18 protein-coding genes are annotated in these 20973 nt (G+C 64.3%); 4 read left to right on the forward strand and 14 right to left on the reverse strand.

The window, feature by feature from the left end; translation table 11 throughout:
* Positions 1-2 precede the first annotated feature (2 nt).
* From QA645_RS34580 to QA645_RS34610, 7 genes are all read right to left on the reverse strand, one after another.
* On the reverse strand, positions 3-1286 hold the full coding sequence (locus QA645_RS34580) for an acetyl-CoA C-acetyltransferase (protein ID WP_283045694.1): 1284 nt from the start codon (positions 1284-1286) through the stop codon (positions 3-5).
* A complete protein-coding gene (locus tag QA645_RS34585) occupies positions 1286-3553 on the reverse strand; it encodes an acyl-CoA dehydrogenase (protein WP_283045695.1) in 2268 nt (755 codons plus the stop codon). The genes QA645_RS34580 and QA645_RS34585 overlap by 1 nt, the downstream gene beginning before the upstream one ends.
* A 302-nt stretch (positions 3554-3855) precedes the next feature.
* Positions 3856-4479 (reverse strand): flavin reductase family protein, encoded by a 624-nt coding sequence (locus QA645_RS34590; RefSeq protein WP_283045696.1) that lies wholly within the window; start codon positions 4477-4479, stop codon positions 3856-3858.
* A 70-nt stretch (positions 4480-4549) separates the two neighbouring features.
* Positions 4550-5149 carry a TetR family transcriptional regulator gene (locus QA645_RS34595; protein ID WP_254129248.1) on the reverse strand — a complete coding sequence of 200 codons (600 nt, stop codon included), beginning with the start codon at positions 5147-5149 and terminating at the stop codon, positions 4550-4552.
* Positions 5150-5182: 33 nt separating this feature from the next.
* Positions 5183-8320 carry an efflux RND transporter permease subunit gene (locus QA645_RS34600; RefSeq protein ID WP_254129247.1) on the reverse strand — a complete coding sequence of 1046 codons (3138 nt, stop codon included), beginning with the start codon at positions 8318-8320 and terminating at the stop codon, positions 5183-5185.
* 181 nt (positions 8321-8501) lie between these two features.
* Positions 8502-9608, reverse strand: a complete 1107-nt coding sequence (locus QA645_RS34605) for an efflux RND transporter periplasmic adaptor subunit (RefSeq protein WP_283045698.1) — start codon at positions 9606-9608, stop codon at positions 8502-8504.
* 297 nt (positions 9609-9905) lie between these two features.
* Positions 9906-11234, reverse strand: coding sequence for an MFS transporter (locus QA645_RS34610; protein ID WP_283045699.1), 1329 nt, complete (start codon positions 11232-11234; stop codon positions 9906-9908).
* A 76-nt stretch (positions 11235-11310) separates the two neighbouring features.
* Between QA645_RS34610 and QA645_RS34615 the strand changes: the two genes are divergently transcribed.
* Positions 11311-11790 carry a DUF2809 domain-containing protein gene (locus QA645_RS34615; RefSeq protein WP_283045700.1) on the forward strand — a complete coding sequence of 160 codons (480 nt, stop codon included), beginning with the start codon at positions 11311-11313 and terminating at the stop codon, positions 11788-11790.
* A gap of 37 nt (positions 11791-11827) precedes the next feature.
* Here QA645_RS34615 and QA645_RS34620 read toward each other — a convergent pair whose 3' ends face one another.
* The 4 genes from QA645_RS34620 to QA645_RS34635 form a co-directional block, all read right to left on the reverse strand.
* Positions 11828-12988: a crosslink repair DNA glycosylase YcaQ family protein gene (locus QA645_RS34620; RefSeq protein WP_283045701.1), complete on the reverse strand. Its 1161-nt coding sequence runs from the start codon at positions 12986-12988 to the stop codon at positions 11828-11830.
* Between the two features lie 134 nt (positions 12989-13122).
* Positions 13123-13368, reverse strand: coding sequence for a hypothetical protein (locus tag QA645_RS34625; protein WP_254129242.1), 246 nt, complete (start codon positions 13366-13368; stop codon positions 13123-13125).
* Positions 13369-13469: 101 nt separating this feature from the next.
* Positions 13470-13706: a hypothetical protein gene (locus tag QA645_RS34630; protein WP_254129241.1), complete on the reverse strand. Its 237-nt coding sequence runs from the start codon at positions 13704-13706 to the stop codon at positions 13470-13472.
* Positions 13707-13955: 249 nt separating this feature from the next.
* Positions 13956-15377, reverse strand: a complete 1422-nt coding sequence (locus tag QA645_RS34635; protein ID WP_283045702.1) for a caspase family protein — start codon at positions 15375-15377, stop codon at positions 13956-13958.
* Positions 15378-15899: 522 nt separating this feature from the next.
* Here QA645_RS34635 and QA645_RS34640 point away from each other — a divergent pair.
* Positions 15900-16541 (forward strand): OmpA family protein, encoded by a 642-nt coding sequence (locus QA645_RS34640; RefSeq protein ID WP_283045703.1) that lies wholly within the window; start codon positions 15900-15902, stop codon positions 16539-16541.
* Between the two features lie 64 nt (positions 16542-16605).
* On the opposite strand, the gene QA645_RS34645 is transcribed toward QA645_RS34640, so the two are convergent.
* The gene (locus QA645_RS34645) at positions 16606-17853 is read right to left on the reverse strand and encodes a phospholipid carrier-dependent glycosyltransferase (protein ID WP_283045704.1); all 1248 of its coding nucleotides are present in this window, start codon (positions 17851-17853) and stop codon (positions 16606-16608) included.
* Positions 17854-18071: 218 nt separating this feature from the next.
* On the opposite strand from QA645_RS34645, the gene QA645_RS34650 reads away from it, so the two are divergent.
* Together QA645_RS34650 and QA645_RS34655 are read left to right on the forward strand one after the other, a co-directional pair.
* Positions 18072-18773: a FecR family protein gene (locus QA645_RS34650; protein ID WP_283045705.1), complete on the forward strand. Its 702-nt coding sequence runs from the start codon at positions 18072-18074 to the stop codon at positions 18771-18773.
* Between the two features lie 2 nt (positions 18774-18775).
* Positions 18776-19900: a hypothetical protein gene (locus QA645_RS34655; protein ID WP_283053471.1), complete on the forward strand. Its 1125-nt coding sequence runs from the start codon at positions 18776-18778 to the stop codon at positions 19898-19900.
* Between the two features lie 126 nt (positions 19901-20026).
* On the opposite strand, the gene QA645_RS34660 is transcribed toward QA645_RS34655, so the two are convergent.
* Positions 20027-20515, reverse strand: coding sequence for a VOC family protein (locus QA645_RS34660; RefSeq protein ID WP_283045706.1), 489 nt, complete (start codon positions 20513-20515; stop codon positions 20027-20029).
* Between the two features lie 26 nt (positions 20516-20541).
* Entirely contained in the window at positions 20542-20970 is a 429-nt protein-coding gene (locus QA645_RS34665; protein ID WP_283045707.1) for a VOC family protein, read from the reverse strand.
* Positions 20971-20973 lie beyond the last annotated feature (3 nt).

Genomic DNA, 20973 nt, shown 5'->3' on the forward strand with positions numbered 1-20973 from the left:
GGTCACACCGCCTCGATCAGCATGGCGCCGCCGAGCCCGCCACCGATGCACTCGGTGGCAATCCCGCGCCGCGTGCCGAGCCGCTTCATCGCGTTGACGAGATGCAGCACGATGCGGTTGCCGGAGGTGCCGACGGGATGGCCGAGCGAGATCGCGCCGCCATCGACGTTGAGCTTTTCGCGATCGATCTCGCCGGCCGCGCCGTCGAGCCTGAGAATCTCGCGGCAGAATTTGTCGTCGTTCCAGGCGGCGAGACAGCCGAGCACTTGCGTCGCGAACGCCTCGTTCAATTCCCAGGTCTCGACGTCCTGGACGGTGAGGTTGTTGCGCTGGAGCAGCGGCGTCGCCGACATCACTGGGCCAAGGCCCATGATGCTGGGATCGAGCGCGGCCCAGTTGCTGTCGACGATTGCGGCCTTCGGCGTCAGCTTGTGCTTTGCCACCGCCGCGTCGGAAGCCAGGATCACCCAGGAGGCACCATCGGTGATCTGCGAGGAATTGCCCGCGGTGACCTGGCCCCAGGGACGCTCGAACACCGGCCGGAGCTTTGCCAGCGTCTCGGCTGTCGAGTCCGGACGCACGCCGTCGTCATGGTCGAAGAATTTTCCGTCGCGGGCGAACGCGGTCTCGACCTCGCCTTTCAGAAAACCCTCGGCCTGCGCATGCGCGAGCCGGCGATGGCTCTCGGCCGCATAGGCATCCGACTGGGCGCGCGTAATGCCGAAGAGGTGGCCGACCACCTCGGCGGTCTGGCCCATGTTGAGTTCAGTGATGGGGTCGGTCAGCCCGCGCTCGAGGCCGATGATCGGCTTGAGATAGCGCGGACGCAGCTTGAACGCGGCGGCGAGCTTCGCGGCGACGCCCTTGGCAGTGGCGAGGCCGGCAAACCAGCGCACACCGGAGTTCGGCCAGACCAGCGGCGCGTGGCTGAGCGCCTCGGTGCCGCCGGCCAGGATCATATCGGCATGACCTTCGCGGATGTAGCGGTAGGCGGTATCGATCGACTGCATGCCGGAGCCGCAATTGATCTGCACGGTGAAAGCGACCATGTCCTCGCCCATGCCGAGCCGGAGCGCCGCGACGCGGGCCGGGTTCATCTCGTCGGCGATGACGTTGACGCAGCCGAGGATGACCTGATCGAAGTCGGTCGGTGCAAACGGCTGGCGCGCCAGCAGCGGCCGGCCGCATTGCACGGCGAGATCGACCGGCGTGAACGGGCCCGGTCCGGAGCGCGCTTTCAGAAACGGCGTCCGGCTGCCGTCGACGATGAATACCGGTCGTGCCATCAGCTCGCCGCCCTCTGTTCACCGAGTTCCTGGAAGAACTGATGCACGTCGCCGGTTTTCTTGTAAATCGGCGACAGCGCCTCCGGCGCAAAATCGTCGACCTCAATGACCTTTGTGACGGCTTCATGAGCGGAAGCGAGCTGCTCGCCTTCGGCCTGCGTGATCACACCCTTAGTGACGGCGTCCTTCCAGTCGCGGATATGAGCAGCCCGCATGCGCTTGGCGATGGCGTCGCTCGCCGCGACCAGCTTGAACGCGCGCTCCAGCCGGGCAAAACCGCTGTCGTCGTCGACATGGGCGAGATCCGGCGTCAGGCGTTCGCGCGCGGCCGTGGGCTCCAGCACGAGGCTTGCGCATTGGTGCACGACGCGGTCGGAGGGCCCGAGCACGCGCGCGCCGAACGGCTGGACCACGAGCTTGAGGATCACGGCGACGAAGCGGTTCGGCAGATTGGCGAGAATCTCGGCGAGCCTGTTCTCGATCGTCCGGAAGCCCGACGCCATGCACCATTCCAGCGCGGCAAAGTCTTCCTTCTGCCGTCCCTCGTCCTGCCAGCGCTTCAGCGCGGCCGAGAGCAGGTACAGCTCGGAGAGGATGTCGCCGAAGCGCGCCGACAGCATCTCCTTGCGCTTGAGCGCGCCGCCGAGCGTCAGCAGCGCCATGTCGGCGCAAAGCGCAAACGCGGCGGAGTAGCGCGAGAGCTGGCGATAGAACGGCGTGGCATCGCCTGCGTCAGGCGCCAGCGCAAAGGCGCCAAAGGTCCAGCTTCGGCCGAAGGCGCGGAACAGCGTCTGGAAACTGTGACCGACATGCTTCCAGAACGCCTTGTCGAACGCTGTGAGCCCGCGCTCGCGGTCGGTGTCGGCCAGCGCATTCATCTCGTCGAGCAGATAGGGATGCGCCCGGATCGCGCCCTGCCCGAACACGATGAGATTGCGGGTGAGGATGTTGGCGCCCTCGACCGTGATGCCCACGGGCACGGCGCGATGGAGATTGCCGATATAGTTCTGCGGACCGTCGATCACGGCCTTGCCGCCGTGGATGTCCATGGCGTCGTCGATCGCGATGCGCATCCGCTCGGTCGCGTGCAGCTTCATGATGCCGGAGATCACCGCGGGATGAACGCCGGCGTTCAAGGCAGCGCAAGTCAGCCGCCGCGCCGCATCGAGCTGGTAGGCAGTGGCGACGATGCGCGCGAGCGGCTCCTCGACGCCTTCGAACTTCGAGATGGAGATGCCGAACTGCTCGCGAATGCGGGCATAGGCGCCGGTGGTGCGCGCCGCGTAGGCCGCGCCGGCCGCGGAGAGCGACGGCAGCGAGATGCCGCGGCCGGCGGCGAGCGCGGTCATCAGCATCTTCCAGCCCTGGCCGAGCCGCGCCTCACCGCCGATGACATAGTCGAGCGGGATGAAGACGTCGCGGCCCCAGTTCGGGCCATTCTGGAACACCTGCATCGATGGCAGATGACGATGTCCGATCTCGACGCCGGGCAGATTGGTCGGGATCAGCGCGACGGTGATCCCAAGCTCCTCCTGATCGCCGACGAGATGGTCGGGATCATAGGCTTTGAAGGCGAGACCCAGCAGCGTCGCGACGGGGCCGAGCGTGATGTAACGCTTGTGCCAGTTCAGCCTGAGGCCAAGGACCTCGCGGCCCTCGAAATTGCCCTTGCAGATGATGCCGGTGTCGACCATCGAGGCAGCATCGGAGCCGGCTTCGGGGCTGGTGAGGCCGAAGCAGGGAATGTCGCGGCCGTCGGCGAGCCGCGGCAGCCAGCGCTCCTGCTGCTCCTTGCTGCCGAAGCGCATCAACAGTTCGCCGGGGCCGAGCGAGTTCGGGACCATCACGGTGACAGCTGCTGCGATCGAGCGGGTCGAGATCTTCCGCACCACTTCCGAATGCGCATAGGGCGAGAAACCGAGGCCGCCGAACTCCTTCGGAATGATCATGCCGAAGAATTTCTCGCGCTTGATGAAGGCCCATGCCTCCTGCGGCAGGTCGCGCCATTCCCAGAAGATCTTCCACTCGTCGAGCATGGCGCAGAGCTCGTCGACGGGACCATTGAGGAAGGCCTGCTCCTCGCCGGTCAGCGTCGCCTGTGGGATCTTCAGCAGCTTCGACCAGTCGGGATTGCCGGTGAAGAGATCGGCGTCCCACCAGACGTCACCGGCCTCCAGCGCCTCGCGCTCGGTGTCGGACATCGCCGGCAGCACGCCGCGCGCCCAGGAGAAGATCGGCTTGGTCAGGGTGTCGCGGCGGAAGCTCATGGCGGACCTCATGAAACGGCGCGGGTATCGGCATTTTAGCGGAAAGTGGCCGGCATGCGTGAACACTTCGCCAGCAAAATGATGCGAATTGACGCGGCCGGGCGGCCGCCCCGGGGACCATAACGGCCGGGGCGTGGGGGCAGTTCCGGGAGGGGGCGCGGGCTGAATGTCTCCCCATGTCATTCCGGGGCGCGCCTCTTGGCGCGAGCCCGGAATCCATACGCCCGATGGTGGTTATGGATTCCGGGCTCGACGCTACGCGTCGCCCCGGAATGACTGCGTGGAGGGAGTGCGGCCCGGCCTTAATCCGGCCGGACCATCTCGAACATGTTTTCCGGCTTGATCTCGAAATAATCACCGCGACGGCCGGCGCGGACGATCGGGCGGGCGGCGGCGGTCTGGTAGACGCCGTCCTTGATCATGGCCTTGTCGATATGGACGGCGACGACCTCGCCGAGCGTCAGCCAGGCGTCGGCCTCCTTGCCGTCGGCGCCCTTGAGGCGGACGATGTCGGACACCTTGCACTCGAAGGCGACGGGGCTCTCGCCGACCCGCGGCACGTTGACCAGCCTGCCCGGCACGGCGGTGAGACCCGCGATCTCGAACTCGTCGACCTCAGGCGCAACATGCGCCGCGGTCGCGTTCATGTGCTTGGCGAGATCCATGGTGGCGAGATTCCAGACGAACTCGCCGGTCTGCTGGATGTTCTCGACCGAGTCCTTCCAGTTGGTGGAGGAGAAGCCGATGATCGGCGGCACGTAAGCGAAGGCGTTGAAGAAGCTGTAGGGCGCGAGGTTGACGTGGCCCTTGCTGTCGCGCGACGAGATCCAGCCGATCGGCCGCGGCGCGATGATGGCGTTGAAGGGATCGTGCTTGAGGCCGTGGCCCTTGGAGGGCTCGTAGAAGTACAGGTCTTTGTCGGTCACGCGCTGCTTCTCCGCTATCCCGCCATTCCGGGCAATGCGAAGCAGCTTATAGGGGAAACCCGGCGGCCCGTCAGTGGCGCGGCGACAGACCCGCGATGACGAAATCGATCATCTGGTCGATGGTCGGGCCCGGCTTGGTGGCGCACTGGGCGATCATCTGGGGGTGGAAGAAGCGCATCATCGCGGTGCAGGCGCACAGCGAGGCCAGCTGCAGGTCCGGCGCTTCGAATTCGCCGGAAGCAACGCCCTGCGCGATCATCTGGCCCATGAAGCCGGCAATGCACTCCATATGGGCGACACAGACGTCCCAGTCCTCCTGCATGGCGATCTCGACCATCTCATGCAGCTTGGAATCGCCGACATAGCGCTCGGTGTTCATGCGGTGGATGGTGGTGAGCAGCTCGCGGAAGCGCGGAAGCACCGGACCGGGTCGAGCCACGATCCGCTGCGCCTCCAGCTCGACCTCGCCCATCAGGCCCCGCGCCACCGCCTGGTGGATCGCCTTCTTCGATTCGAAGAAGCGATAGACATTGGCGGGGCTCATCCGGAGCTCTTTGGCGATGTCCCCGACCGTGGTCTTCTGGTAGCCGATCACGCGGAACAGCCGCTCAGCCACCTCGAGAATACGATCCCGGGTGTCGCCTTCGATATGTTCCGCAACCAGTGTCATGTGTCAGGACTCGTCCGTCGGTAGTCTTCTCATTTATTCAGCCGCTTCAGCAAGCGGAATTGCGTGCTGGTCATCGCTCCCATGCTGCGGCGCGGCAGGCTGCTCGGGGGTGCCGGCCTCGTCGAGGCTCTTGCGGAACCACAGGGCGTAAAGGCCCGGCAGGTACAGCAGCGTCAGGAACGTCGCGACGAACAGGCCGCCCATGATCGTGATCGCCATCGGGCCCCAGAAGGCCGACCGCGACAGCGGGATCATCGCGAGGATAGCGGCGAGCGCCGTCAACACCACCGGGCGGGCGCGGCGGACGGTCGCCTCCACGATCGCCTCCCGGCGAGTCAAGCCGTGAGACACGTCGGTCTCGATCTGGTCGACCAGGATGACCGTGTTGCGCATGATCATGCCGGCGAGCGCGATCAGGCCCAGCAGCGCCACGAAGCCGAACGGCGCGTTGGCGACGTTGAGGCCGAAGGAGGCACCGACGATGCCGAGCGGCGCGGTCAGGAACACCAGGATCAGGCGCGAGAAGCTCTGCAGCTGGAACATCAGCAGCGTCAGCATCACCATGACCATCAGCGGGAAGAGGATGAAGATCGAGGCATTGCCCTTGGCGGATTCCTCGAACGCACCACCCGGCTCGATGCGGTAGGCCGGCTCGAGGTAGTCCTTGATCTGCTGCAGCTTCGGCGTGATCTGGTTGGTGACGTCGGGCGCCTGCACGCCGTCGACGACGTCCGAGCGCACGGTGATCGCCATGTCGCGGTTGCGCCGCCACATGATCGGCTCCTCGTGGGCGTACTCGATCTTGGCGATCTGCTGCAGCGGCACGGCAACGCCGTTCTTCGAGGTGATGGTGAGATCACCGACGCCGCCGAGATCGAGGCGCTCGGACGGAATCGCGCGGGCAACCACGCCAACCTTCTCGATGCCGTCACGTACGGTCGTGACCTGCGCGCCCGAGATCAGCATGGACAGCGCCTGGGAGACGTCCTGGGGGGTGAGACCCATGGCACGGGCGCGATCCTGGTCGACGACGAGCTTGAGGTAAGGCGACTGCTCGTTCCAGTCGAGCTGGACGTCCTTGACGTTCTTGTTCTGCCGCATGACGTCGCGAACCTGGTAGGCGATCTCGCGCACCTTGTTGGCGTCCGGGCCGATCACGCGGAACTGGACGGGGAAGCCGACCGGCGGACCGAAATTGAAACGGTCGACGCGCACCCGCGCCTCGGTCAGCATGCCGTCGGCAACCGCGCCTTCGATCTTGGCCTTGACCCGTTCGCGTGCCTCGACGCCCTTGGCGACGATGACGATCTCGGCAAAGGCCTCGTTCGGCAGCTGCGGGTTGAGGCCGAGCCAGAAGCGCGGCGAGCCCTGGCCGACATAAGAGGTATAGGTCTCGATGTCCTTGTCGTCCTTGAGCAGCGTCTCGGCCTTCTTCACGGCCTTCTCGGTGACGTTGAAGGCGGTGCCTTCGGGCAGACGCAGCTGGAGGAACAGCTCGGGCCGCTCCGACAGCGGGAAGAACTGCTGCTGGACATGGCCGAAGCCGACGATGGAGGCGATGAAGACGCCGACGGTCGCGACCACCACGGTGATGCGGTGATTGACGCACCATTGCACGATGGCGCGCAGGCCGCGGTACATGCGGGTCTCGTAGACCGCGTGCGGATCGTGATTGTGATGCACCTTGATGTTGGGCAGCAGCATGACGCCGATATAGGGCGTGAAGATCACCGCCACGAACCAGGATGCGACCAGCGCGATCGCCACGATCCAGAAGATGCTGCCGGCATATTCGCCGACCGCGGAATTGGCAAAGCCGATGGGGAGGAAGCCAGCGGCCGTGACCAGCGTTCCCGTGAGCATCGGAAACGCAGTGGATTCCCAGGCAAAGGACGCCGCACGCATGCGATCCCAGCCCTGCTCCATCTTCACCACCATCATCTCGACCGCGATGATGGCGTCGTCGACGAGCAAGCCGAGCGCGATGATCAGCGCGCCGAGCGTGATGCGGTGCAGGTCGAGCGACATCGTGTTCATGACGATGAAGACGATGCCGAGCACCAGCGGCACGGAGAGCGCGACCACGATGCCGGTGCGCCAGCCGAGCGCGAGGAATGAGACGAACAGCACGATGACGAGCGCTTCCATGAAGGAGTGCACGAACTCGCCGACGGCGTGCTCGACCACCTTGGGCTGATCGGCGATCAGCGCGACGTCGACGCCCTGCGGCACGGCCTTCATGAACTCCGCGGTCGCCTTCTCGACCTCCTTGCCGAGCTCGAGGATGTTGGCGCCCTTGGCGGTGACGACGCCGATGCCGATCGCGGGCTTGCCTTCCTGACGGACGACGAAGCTCGGCGGGTCGACGTAGCCATGGGTGACGGTGGCGATGTCGCCGAGGCGGAACACGCGGCCGTTGCTCTCGACGGGGGTCTCGGCCACGGCCTTGGCGCCGTCGAGCGCACCGGTGACGCGCAGCGGCACGCGCTGCGACGAGGTCTCGACCGTGCCGGCCGGGGTCACGTTGTTCTGCTTGGCAAGCGAATCGAACAGCGCCTGCGGCGTGATGCCGAGGGTGGCGAGCTTCGCATGCGAAAACTCGACGAAGATGCGCTCGTCCTGATTGCCGTAGACGTCAACCTTGGTGACGCCGGGCACCTTGAGCAGGCGTTGACGAAAACCTTCGGAGACCTTCTTGAGCTGGGCGTAATCGGCGCCGTCGCCGGTCATCATATAGAGGATGGAATCGACGTCGGAGAACTCGTCGTTGACGACCGGTCCCAGAATCCCTGCGGGCAACTGGCCCTGCACGTCGACGAGCTTCTTGCGCAGGAGATAGAAGAGATAAGGCACATCCTTCGGCGGCGTGGAGTCGCGGAAGGTGACCTGAAGCGCGGTGAAGCCGGGCTTGGAATAGGTCTGCACCTTCTCGAAATAGGGCAGCTCCTGGATCTTCTTCTCGATGGGATCGGCGACCTGGGTCTGCATTTCCTGCGCGGTCGCGCCCGGCCACATCACCGAGACGTTGACCACCTTCACCGTGAAGAACGGATCCTCGGCGCGGCCGAGCTTCTGATAGGAGAAGAAGCCGGCGACGCCGAGCACGAGCATCAGGAACAGCACCAGCGTCGGATGGCTGACGGCCCAGGCCGAAAGGTTGAAGCGCTTCATCGCACTCTCCGGAAAAAACGATCCACTTGCCAAAAACGACAGCCACTCTGTTCAAGGCGTCGTCGCGAGGCAGCGAAGCAATCCAGGGGGCTGGGCAGGTTCTGGATCGCTTCGCCGCTTCAGCCGTTGCGTAGGGGCAAAGGCCGAAACTCACCTCACACGACGTAACTGGTCGTAACGCTCAGAAAGACAGTGACGACACCACCCGCACCTTCTGGCCGGGATCGAGCTTCTGCACGCCGAGCGTGACGATCTTGGCACCCTCGTCAACACCGCTGGTGATGACGACGTCGTTGCTGTCGTAGGACTTCACCGCCACCGGCTTCAGCGTGACCGCGCCATTGTCGTCGACGACATAGAAGGACGGCTTGCCGCCTTCGTTGAACAGCGCCGACAGCGGCAGCCGCGCGACGCGCTCGGTGGCGGCGTCCGACAGCGTCAGCGTCGCGGTCATGCCGAGCGAAACCTTGTCGTCGGCTTCGGGCAGCGAGAACTTTGCGAGATAGGTGCGCGTGGCGGAATCCGCGGTGGGCGCGATCTCGCGCAGCTTCGCCGTGTACTTCTTGTCCGGCTCCGACCAAAGAGTGACGCTGGCGGCGCCCGACTTGGCACGTCCGACCAGCGTCTCAGGGATCGCGACGACCGCTTCCTTTTCGGCAAAGCGGGCGACGCGGATCGAGGTCTGGCCTGCGGCAACCACCTGGCCGGGCTCGATCAGCGTTGCGGTGACGACGCCACGGGCGTCGGCGTTGAGCGTCGCGTAGGAAAGGGAATTCTTGGTCAGTTCAACCGAGCGGACGGCGCGGTCGAGGCGCGCACGGGCCTCGTCGGCAGCAGCGCGGCTCGAATCCAGCGCCGCATCCGTGGTCCAGCCCTTGGCCTTCAAATCCTTGGCGCGCTGCTCGGCGGCGGCGGCCTGGGCCAGCACGCCAGTGGCGGCGGTCTGCTCGGCGACGGCCTGCTCGGCCTGGAGCTTCAGATCGATCTCGTCGAGGGTAGCGAGCGGCTGGCCGATCTCGACGGTCTGGCCGACCTCGACCAGACGCTTGTCGACCTTGCCGGCGACGCGAAAGCCGAGGTCGCTCTCGATCCGGGGGCGGATGGTCCCAACGAAGCTGCGCTCCGGGGTCTCGGCATCATAATGAGCGGTTGCGACCAGAACCGGCCGCGGCGGCTCGGCCTTCTGCGCCACGGTATCGTTGCACCCAGCCAGCGCGGCGGCCATCAGGGCCAGCGACACACCCGCCAAGAGCCTGGAATAGCTGGACAAAACGGACCGAACGAACATCGGAGGACACTCCTGCGTCTGTAATGAGAGGAATGTCGACTAATCACTGATAAAAGTCAATAATCGTCAGTTATCAGAAAAGCGTGATCGTTAAGGGGTGGTAAGGATTGCGAGGGCACGGTTGAGGAGGTGCTATAGTAGGCTTCGCGGAGGCTTGTAGCCCGAATCCCTCGCCTCAGGCGCGATGCCGTAGGGTGGGCAAAACGAAGCGTGCCCACCCATTTTTCGTGATCGAGAGAGCTCGTGGGCACGGCGCAAATGCGCCTTTGCCCACCCTCCGGGCCTGTTCGCTCGGCGCTACCGCCCCTGCTCGGCGAACTCGTGCTTGGTCTCGTGGCCGCCGACAAAGACCAATATGCCGGCGAGCAGCGGCAGGACCGCGAGCACCAGCAGACCCGTCGAAGTCTGTCCGGTCGCTTCCTTGACCCAGCCGATCAGATACGGGCCGCCGAAGCCGGCCAGATTGCCGATCGAGTTGATCAGCGCGATGGCGCCGGCGGCCGCCGTGCCCGACAGCCAGGAGGTCGGCAAGGTCCAGAACACGCCGAACACGCAGAACACGCCGATCGCGGCGAAGGTCAGCGCCACCATCGTCATGGTGGGATCGGTGACGTAGCTGGAGATGGCGAGCGCGACCGCGATCAGGATCATGGGCGCGCCGACATGCATCACGCGTTCGCGCGTGGCATCCGAATGCCGCGCCCACAGGATCATGGCGACCGTGCCGAACACATAGGGGATCGCGGTGACGAATCCGGTCTGGGCGTTGGTGAGGCCGAACGCCTTGACGATCTGCGGCAGCCAGAACTGCATGCCGTAAAGCGCGCCGACGAAGCCGAAATAGATCAGGCTCAGCATGATCACCTTGGGTGAGGACAGCGCCTCGCCAAGCGTCAGATGCTTCACGGCCTGCTTGGCCGCGATCTCGGCATCAAGCCTCGCCTTGAGCCAGGCCTTCTGCTCGGCCGAGAGCCAGTCCGCCTTCTCCGGCCTGTCGGTGAGGTAGAACCAGGTGACGATGCCGAGCAGCACCGAGGGGATGCCCTCGAGAATGAACAGCCACTGCCAGCCCTTCAGGCCCATGACGCCGTCGAGCCCGAGCAGCAGGCCCGAGATCGGCGCGCCGATCACGGTCGAGACCGGCACGGCGATCGCGAAGGCCGCAAGGAAGCGGCCGCGATATTCGGCCGGGTACCAATAGGTCAGATAGAGGATGATGCCGGGGAAGAACCCGGCTTCGGCCACGCCGAGCAGGAAGCGCAGGACATAGAAGCTGGTCACACCGTTCACCAACGCCATCAGGGCCGAGATGATGCCCCAGGTCACCATGATACGGGCGATCCAGCGGCTGGCACCGAATTTCTCCAGCGCCAGATTGCTCGGCACCTCGAAGATGAAATAACCGATGAAGAAGATGCCGGCGCCCCAGGAGAAGATCAGCGGCGTGAACTTCAGCTCGGCGTTCATGGTCAGCGCGGCGAAGCCGAGATTGACGCGGTCGAGATAGGAGAAGAAGTAGGCCAGCACCAGGAACGGGATCAGGCGCCAGGAGATGGCGCGGATGGTCGAGGTTTCGATGGCGCTTTTCGCACCGGCGGAACCGGTATAGGTCGTGGTCTGGCTCATGGCTTCCCCCAGGGTTGTTGCTTTTATGGGCTAATTGGCGGTTTTCAGCATCGCGGGCAAAGAGTCAATGGAAGCCATGCACGGAGCGCAGCCGGTCAACACCCTTGCGCTGCGACGACGGATGCTGGTCCGAGCCGGACTGGCGCTCGCCGTGATCGCCTGCGGGCTGTCCCTACGCTGGTACGGCTTTCCGATCGGCCTTCCGGCCTTCGTGGTCAAGTACGGCGGCTCGCTGCTGTGGGCGACGATGGTGTTCCTACTGGTCGGGGTTGTGCTGCCGCTGATGTCGCGGAGCCAGATCGCGGCCGTCGCCATGGTGATCGCGATCGTGGTCGAGCTTTCGCGGCTGGTGCATACGCCCTGGCTCGATGCGTTCCGGCTCACCACCGCCGGTGCGTTGCTGTTGGGCCGGATCTTCTCGCTGTGGAATCTGGTGGCGTATGCGGCCGGGATTTTGCTTGGCGTTTGGATCGACCAGCTCGCGGCGTTGCACAGTCTCGTAGGGTGGGCAAAGCGAAGCGTGCCCACCACAAGCAGATGGTGGGCACGGCGCTAACGCGCCTTTGCCCACCCTACGGGACCGGTATCTGGCCTCACTCCGCGAGCTGAAACCGCTCGAACCGATCGAGCTCCTCCTCGATCTTCTGCTTCAGTTCCTTGCGCCCCGCCATCTTTTTGCCCTGCCCGAGCCAAGTCCATTTCTGCATCAACAGCTTCTTGGCCTGCCGGTCGGTCTTGAGATCGAGCGCGGCGACGATCTCGTCACCGACTAGCACGGGCAGCGCGAAGTAACCGAGCTTGCGCTTCGCCTTCGGCACATAGGCCTCGAACAGATGGTTGTAGCCGAAGATGAGATTGGTGCGCTTGCGCTGGATGATGAGCGGATCGAACGGCGACAGGATGTGGACGAGATCGGGTGACACCTCATGCGGCTCCAGCGCCGCAGGCGTGGCCCAGTGCTCCTGCTTGCCGGCGCCCTCGATCGCGACAGGCAAGACCTCGCCGCGGCGGACTCGCGCGGCGATCAGACCTGCCACCGCCTTCTTGCTCGGCGCATCGAGATGGCAGATCGAATCGAGGCTGACCACGCCTTGCGAGCGCAGCGCGCGGTCGAGCAGATAGGCCGTGATCTCCTTGGCCGAGGCCGGCTTCGGCAGCTTGTCCCAGCCGAAATGCCGCGTCATCAGATCATAGGTCTTGAGCATGCCCTGACGCGCGCTGACGGTCGCGACGCCGGTGTAGAAGGCAAGCTGAAGTGCCCGCTTCGAAGGCTTGCGGCTCTGCCACAGATGCTCCTTCTCGGTGAGCACGTCGTCCTCGATGTCGCGGATCGTCAGCGGACCGGCGCGGAGCAGCCGCATCACCTTGCGCGTGTCGGCCGGCGTCACCGAGGCATACCATCTGTGGCCCTCGCGCTTGTGCTCGCGCATCGCCGGCAGGAAGAACCGGAAATCGTTCGACGGCACGTAGGACAGCGCATGGGTCCAGTATTCGAACACGCTTTTGTCGATGCTTTGGGCATGACGCAAATCGGCCCGGCCATAGGACGGGATGCGGCTGAACAGGATGTGGTGATGGCAGCGCTCGATCACGTTGATGGTGTCGATCTGCACATAGCCGAGATGGGCGATCGCCTCCGCGACGGCCTGGGCGCCCTCGCCGAACGGCGCGCGCGTGTCGAGCCGCTGGGCGCGCAGCCAGATCTGCCGGGCCTGTGTCGTCGGGAGCGGAAGGGGTTTTGGTGCGCGGGACATTGCGACAGGCAATGTAGCGGGATTCGCGCCAGGAAAAAGAACAAGAAAAAGAACAGGTGACGGATCGAGGCAAAGAAAAGCCGCGCTGCCATCTGCTGACAGCGCGGCCGGCTCAAACCGGATTGGCGCGAAGCTTACTTCATCGCCATCGCCTTCTCGGCGCTCACGTAGTGCTTGCAGGCGCTGCGCATGTTGCCTTTGCTCATGTCGGAATTGGCCGAAGCCATCGACTTCCGCGCCGCGATCTTGCCGGGTGTGTCTTCACCGCCCAGGCCGACAACAAGCTTGGCCATATTCGCGCTGGTGCAGGCCATCTTGGCAGCCGATGCGGGAGACAGAGCAAGTGCAGCGAACGCCGCCGCGAGCAACAGGGTCTTCATCAAGTTTCCTCCTCCGGAAAACGAAACCAGCGTGATGCCGGCCTACGCGACAGCTATCTTTCCGGGATAGCGTCTCGCGGAGGAAGAGAGTTTCGCTCGATCTAACGTGCGGCTTTTGGGCGCTCCCCTACGCTCCCGGTGGCGATATCGGGCTCGCATGCGGCCTTGCCCCGGCCCTCCGCCTGGCAGCGATAGACGCTGCCGGTGAGGCGATCGACCAGCCACATGTTCTCGTCGGTCGGAGCTTCGAGGCCGACATAGCGGGAGGTCAGCCCTGTGATCAGCGTCGAGAGCAGGATCGCCACCGCGATCATCGCCGCACCGATATAAATGGGCATCGAGCCCAGGAAGACTGTCCGATCCGGCGGGCCGCCACGATAGAACTGATAATCACTCGACCTGGCCACTGGACGGAACTCTGCTCCCTCGTCTGCGATGTCTGATGAAGGATGTCTGCTAGGCGCGCATCTGGCCGATTTCTTGTTCGCGAGCAGGCCATGCGGCGACGGCTTTGCGACGAACGGTGAGCAAGGGTTTCCACAACGAAAAGGCGGCCCGAACCGGGCCGCCTTTTGCTTGCCTGCCGCTCAGCGGCGGCCGAACAACCCGCCCATCATACCGCCGAACAGACCGCCGGGGCCGCCCATCGGACCGCCACCGCCACCACCGCCGCTATAATGGCGCCGGCCGCCGCCACCGGAGGACCGGCGACGCGAAGGCTCATCGTCCGCCTGCTCCTCGGAGGAGGCCGCGCGGGTCGAGATGATTTCAGACAGCAGCGCCTTGTGCTGGAGCTTGTTCAGATAACCGGTCGCGGGATAGCCGCGTGCCGCCTGCCACCGCTTCATCACGGAACGGGTCTCGTCGTCGAATTTGCCCGTCGTCTTGACGTCGAAGCCGAGCCCGGTGAGGCGGCGCTGCACGTCGCGACGTTGGCTCTTGTCCAAACCGATCTGGTCTTCGGACACCTGATTGGCTTCGTCGGTAAACGTCGCGGGATCGATCCCGGCCGAGAGGTTGCGGGTGGTGTTGGACGGTCCATCCTGCAACGCCGCGATGCGGGCGAGCGCGATCGATTTGAACGTGCCGTTCGGATAGTTGGTGAGATAGGCGTTGAGCTCTTCCACCTTGTTGGTGTCCTTGATCGAGCGCCAGAACTCGAGCTCGATGTCGGAGCCTTGCCTGGTCGCGGACGACACCGGCGCGTTCGATGTGTCGGTCGTGGCCACAGCGGGCGTGTTAACCGGATTGAGATAGACGTTGCCGGTGAGGTTGGTATGCCCCCAGGGCAATTGTCCCTTGTTGGTCTCGTCACTGACCTGGGCGCGGACCTTGGTCATCGCCTGCTGGATCTCGATCCCGGGCTGGGCAATGTTGGCGACCAGTGCGCGGGTGAACGGGCTGTTGGTACCGGCCTCGCCGTCGAGCGCGGTCTGGCCGGGGCCGGTGGCAAAGGCAATCAGCGTGCCTTCGCCCGACTTCATCTCGGCAAGGCCGGTCTGCACGTTGACGGAGCGCGTGGCCTTGGCCGACCGGATCTTTGCCGCGAACGGGTTGTCACGACAGGCGTCCAGGAACACGAGCTTCACCTTCGCGTCCGACATGGTCTGGTCGAGCGTGAGATCGACATTGATCGCCGCGCCGAGCTTGACATCCATCTCCGACTTCAGGTCTGCGTCGATCGGCAACAGGTAGTTGACGCCATTCACGGCAATGCCGTGGCCGGCATAGAAGAACACGGCGACATCCGCACCTTCGCTCTTCTTGCCAAACTCCAGGAGCTTTGCGGTCATGGCGTCGCGGGTGAGGTTGGCGCCCTCGACGACATCAAAACCGACGTTGCGGAGCACCCTGGCGATAGCCTTGGAATCGATTGCGGGGTTAGGGAGCTGCGGGACATTCTTGTAGGCGGCGTTGCCGACCACAAAGGCGACGCGCTTGTCCGCAAGAGCCGCGTTGCCGCTGACAATGAATGCTACGATTGAAATTGCTGCGATCAAGAAGCGCATGATCATTCTCCCCTGATCTAAACTTCTTCGCTGCTCTCGGATCAGCTTGAGCCGATCCGATGAGAGCAACCTGATCCAGTTCACGACGGAATACTGTGATCTGGATCACCCGGGGATTTCTGCTGCTCGAACCGAGCCGAGAGACGCTGCGACGATTGCTTTTCTGGCTGCTGACGCAGCGGACAACAACGGCTGGTGACGAGCAATAGCGGGAGATTGTACCCGCATCGGCCGTGAGTCCAGCGGTTCGCGGGGCACGATCTCGAAAAGACCCTGCAGGAGGACCCGCTGCGTTCGACGATCGAATGAGACAGCGCTGCTTCCTGACGCGAGCCTCGTGCAGCACCGGCGATAAGCCGCTACCGCTGGCTGGCTGCCATGGATGCCGACCGGCACCGGCGCCAGGATGCGCTTCGACTTGTGGCTGGTTCTGAATGTGACCCGCATCACATCCGGGCCTTTGAACCTTCCCTATGCTCGCAGCATCAAATCGCCATCAGGCGTCACAGCGAGGATACGACAATGACCCATTTCAATAAGTTTTTTGGACTGAAGGCGATCACACTCACGGCCGCGCTGTCGCTGACGGCGGGCCTCGCTTTCGCCGGCGACACCAACGTCTCCACCAACCAGATCCTGGATGCGTTGAAGCCGAAGCCGATCACCCGCGGCCTGTCCGCCGGTCCGCAGGCCGATCCGACGGCGCAAGCCAAGGAAGCGACCTTCCTCAACACCGTGCGCAACCGGCAGACCCGTTCGCTTTCGATGGGCGAGCGCGAGCAGATTGCCGAGTTCGCGTCGACCAAGCCGAACATCGATCTGGAGATCCAGTTCGACTACAACTCGGCCGACATCGCCAAGACCTCGGTACCGTCGGTGCAGGCGCTCGGCAAGGCGCTGTCCGATCCGTCGCTGAAGGGCTCGACCTTCGTGGTCGCCGGCCACACCGATGCGATCGGCACCGAAGAATACAATCAGGGCCTCTCGGAGCGTCGCGCCGACACGATCAAGAAGTACCTGGTGCAGAACTATGGCCTCAGCGGCAATGATCTCGTCACGGTCGGCTACGGCAAGACCAAGCTGAAGGACACCGCCAACGGCGCCGACCCGATCAACCGTCGCGTCCAGGTCGTGAACATGGACACCAAGACCGCGTCGAAGTGATCCGGGACCTGATTGCCGAGATCGATAAACCGCCTGCCTTGAAAACGGCAGGCGGTTTCCGGTGTCAGATCCAGCTTTGGAACAGCATCAGCCGGTTGAACGTCTGCATCGACGTGCCGATGAAGGCGGCCGAGACCGGCAGCATCACCACAAAGCCGATCGCGGCGAGGCCGACATAAGCCCACAACAGCCAACGCGGCAGGCCCTCTCTTCGCATCACATAGACCAGCGCGAGCGAGGCCGCGGTTGCGGCCGGCAGATAATAATAGATGAAGCCCAGCGTGCGCGGCAGCAGCGCCCAGGCGAGCCAGGGGCCGAAATAGAACGCCGCGATCAGGAAAGCATCCCAGCGACGCGCGACGATGAAGTCGCGCAACACCACCGCGAGCGCGAGCAGCGCCGGCCACAGCACCAGCGGATTGCCGAGGAAAACCACCGCCGCGACGTTGTCGTCCGACGTCTTGTCGAACAGGAACCACACGGGACGCGCGAGCAGCGGCCAGGATGGCCACGAGCTCATATAGGTATGCCCGGCGATCGCGGTGGTGGTGTTGTCGGCAAAGATACGGCGCTGTGCTTCGACCAGATCCGGCAGCGACACACCATAGAGCGGCACGAAGGCGGCGAGATAGGTCACGGCCGGCAGCAGCGCGAAGCAGAGCGCGGCATGATGAAGCCTGAATTCCGGCCACAGATCGGGCCGGTACCAATCGCTTGGCTTCGCATCGGCAAACAGCGTGTGCCAACCCTGCATCAGGCGGATCAATGCAACGATCCCGATGCAAACACCGAGCGGAAACAGGCCGCTCCATTTGCAGGCGGCGGCCAGACCGAACAACGCGCCCGCGAGTGCGAACAGCGCCTGCGGCCGCTCTCGTCGAAAGCCGTGCATGAAAGCGGCAATGGCGAGCAGACCAAAGCCGAGCGCGAAGATGTCGAGCATGGCGATGCGCGCCTGCACATAGAGCATCTGGTTGAACGCCGCGATCAGCGCGGCTGCGATCGCGGGCCCTTGCGATCCGAACAGCGCCAGACCGCAGAGATAGATCGCGACGATCGCGAGCGCACCGAACAGCGTCGCCGGATAGCGCCAGCCCAGCGCATTGTCGCCGAAGGCTGCGATCGAACCCGCGATGAGCTCTTTCGCCAGCGGCGGATGCATCGGATTGAGCATCGGATCCGACGTCCCGAAGCCCAGCATCTGCCGCGCCGCCGGCACGTAGTGCACCTCGTCGAAGACGAATTTTTCCGGCGTCACCAGCCCGACCAGCAGCGCGAGATGCGCCGCTAGGAAGATCGCGACAGCGATCACTGCGCTTCGCGACAGTTGCGGAACCGCATGTGCCTCAAGCGACTGAAGTGGGGCTAGTTTGCGTGGCAAATCTGCGTCACCGCGAATAAAAAACAACTCAGCCGATCCATTGAACGCATTCTGCCGCAACTGTCACTAAGCTAACGCTCGTCTCGCGCCGCCACGGATCAGTCTACCACAACGCAGGCGCGCGATCAGGGACTTCGATCGGGTACCATATGAATTTTCGTTTTCTGCTTTTCCCTGCGCTGCTGTCGGCCACACTGTGCGCCGCGACCTGCACGCAGGCCCAAACGCGTGTCGGCGAAGCCGTCCTGGTTCAAAACGAGGTGGTGCGCGTCGCCGCGACCACGTCACCGATCAGCGTTGGCGACAGCATGCTGCGCGACGAGACCGTACGCACCGGCACCGACAGCGCAGCGCGCTTCGTCATGGCCGACAGCACCAATCTGTCGCTTGGACCGAGCGCCACGCTGAAGCTCGATCGCACCGTCTTCAACGACGAGCACAGCTATCGCGACGTCGCGATTCGCATGGCCACCGGCGCCTTCCGCTTCGTGACCGGGCATTCGGAGAAGACCGCCTACAAGATCACGACGCCGCTCGCGACCATCGGTGTCCGCGGCACCACGCTCGACATCCTGTCGCAGCGGGGCCGCTCGGTCGTCGTGCTGCAGGAGGGGGCGGCCAGCGTCTGCACGCTGAACTTCCAGTGCATCCAGCTCACTCAGCCGGGCGACACCGCGGTCATCACCTCGACAGGCGGCAAGGTCTCCATCACCAAGACCAACACGCCGCCCTGGACTTTCGCCGCCAACTGCGCCGCGAATGCGGGGCTGTGCGCCGTCAACCAGTATGCCGATGCCTCGCCGACCATTACGCCCGCCGTCCATGACGACGGCATGCTGTGCGGGCGCTGACGATGGCGCAGCTCGGCTTCAAGAGGCTTGTCCTGGCCGGCGCGTTGGCTGCGTGCGCGACGCTTGCGTTGTTCGGGCTCAACACCCGTTCGGCCGCAGCCGCGAGCACCTGCGAGTCTGAATGCGGCGAGCCCAACCCCTATCCGTCACCAACCTCCTATCCGTCGCCGAGTCCGTCCCCGTCGCCGAACCCGGTCCCGTCGCCAAGCCCGTCGCCCAGCCCCACGCCGACGGGCTCCGATTCCAGCGGCAACTCGGTTGGCGGTCTCGCCAACCAGCGCTTCAACCAGATGATCACCAACCGCGTGCTCGGTACGGTGCTGCTTGGCGTCAACGAACAGGTCAATTGCAGCGACTGCATCAGCGCGTTCGGCTCGGCCGGCTCGTTCTCGGCCGGCGTCCACGGCCGCAAGGAGCTGACGCCCAATCTGTCGCTGCTCGCCGGCCTCGCTTACACGCAATACAGCGAGGGCGGCTACAACATCACGAGCGCACCGATCGGCGCCTTCGCGCTGCGCTATGATTTCACCGATTGGGGCTCGTCGCGTCCGTTCTTTGACGTCGGCACGATCCTGACGCCGTGGGAGAAGGCGCGCTACACCCGCAGCTACAACACCAGCCTCGGCCCGGTGAGCGTGACCAGCTCGACCAACGCCGCGAACTACGCGGTCTACGGTCGCGCCGGCTGGATGAGCCGGTTGTCACCGCAGGATGAGGTCGCAGCCTCCGTCGAGGTCTGGCAGCTCTGGCAGCGCGTATCGGGCTATGCGGACAACACGATCGCGTTCAATCCGTTCGACGCCACCATTGCCACCGGCACCGATCGCACCAGCCTGGTCAAGATCGGGGGCCAATGGACCCATCTCTTCGCCGGCAATATCGAGACCAATATCAATGGCGGCTGGGTGCAGTCGTTCGCCAGCCATAGCGGCATCGTCGCCACCGTGACCGGCGACGGCATGGTGGTGCCGACGATGGGCAACCAGGGCTGGTTCGAATATGGCGGCCGCCTCGGCTTCCGCGTGCAGAAGGGCTGGGTCGTGGACCTCTTCGCCAACGGCACGCTCGGCCCGCAGCCGGTCGGCAACACCATCCATGGCGGCGTCGGGCTGCGGATCAACTACTGAGACGATTGGAGACGGTCTCGTAGGGTGGGCAAAGCGCAAGCGTGCCCACCACTCGTCTCAATCAAGAACAGATCGTGGGCACGGCGCTCTCGCGCCTTTGCCCACCCTACGGCACCTGTGTTGACCTCACGCCGCCGACTTGCCTTCGAACGCGCGGCGCAGAACCTCCACATCCAGCTTCACCATCTTCATCATGGCCTGCATCGCGCGGGCGGCGGCGGCCTTGTCGGGGCTCGTCAGGAAGTCGAACATCACCTTCGGCACCACCTGCCAGGCGACACCCCAGCGATCCCTGAGCCAGCCACACTGCTCTTCCTTGCCGCCATGGGCGAGGAATGCATCCCAGACGCTGTCCACCTGCGCCTGGTCGTCGCAATGGATCATCAGCGAGATCGCGTGCGTGTACTCCATCTTCATGCCGCCGTTGAGCGCGACCAGAGGCTGTCCGGCCACCATGAACTCGACGACGAGCACGGACCCCGTCTTGCCGGACGGGCCGTCCGAAACGTTCTGCTGAACGTGCGTGATCTCTGAGTTCGGCACCAGCGAGACGTAGAATTTCGCGGCCTCCTCGGCATCGCCGTTGAACCACATGCAGGGCACGAGCTTGGACATTGCGAATGCTCCTCTTCAGCTTTCGATCAGGCGTTCGCCATGGCGGGCTTCGGAGGAACCGCTGCCATGTCCAGCCAGTTCACACCCCACATATGGCCATCCGGATCCTCGAAGCTGCGGCCGTACATGAAGTCGTATTCGTCCTTCGGGCTCGGATCGGCCACCCCGCCCGCGGCCGCGGCCTTGTCGACGATCTCGTCGACTTCGTTCCGGCTGTCGGCGGACAGGCAGAACAACGCCTGGTTCGAGGTCTTGGCATCCGCGATCGGCTTCGGCGTGAAATGACGGAATTTGTCGTGGGTCGTCAGCATCACGTAGATGGCCTCGGAAAAGACCATGCAACTCGCCGTGTCGCCGCTGAATTGCGGATTCCTGGTCGCGCCGACCGCCTCGTAAAAGGCGGTCGCACGCTTGAGGTCGGTCACCGGTAGATTGAGGAAAATCATCCTGGGCATGGG

The organism is Bradyrhizobium sp. CIAT3101 (assembly GCF_029714945.1).
GTDB lineage: Bacteria > Pseudomonadota > Alphaproteobacteria > Rhizobiales > Xanthobacteraceae > Bradyrhizobium.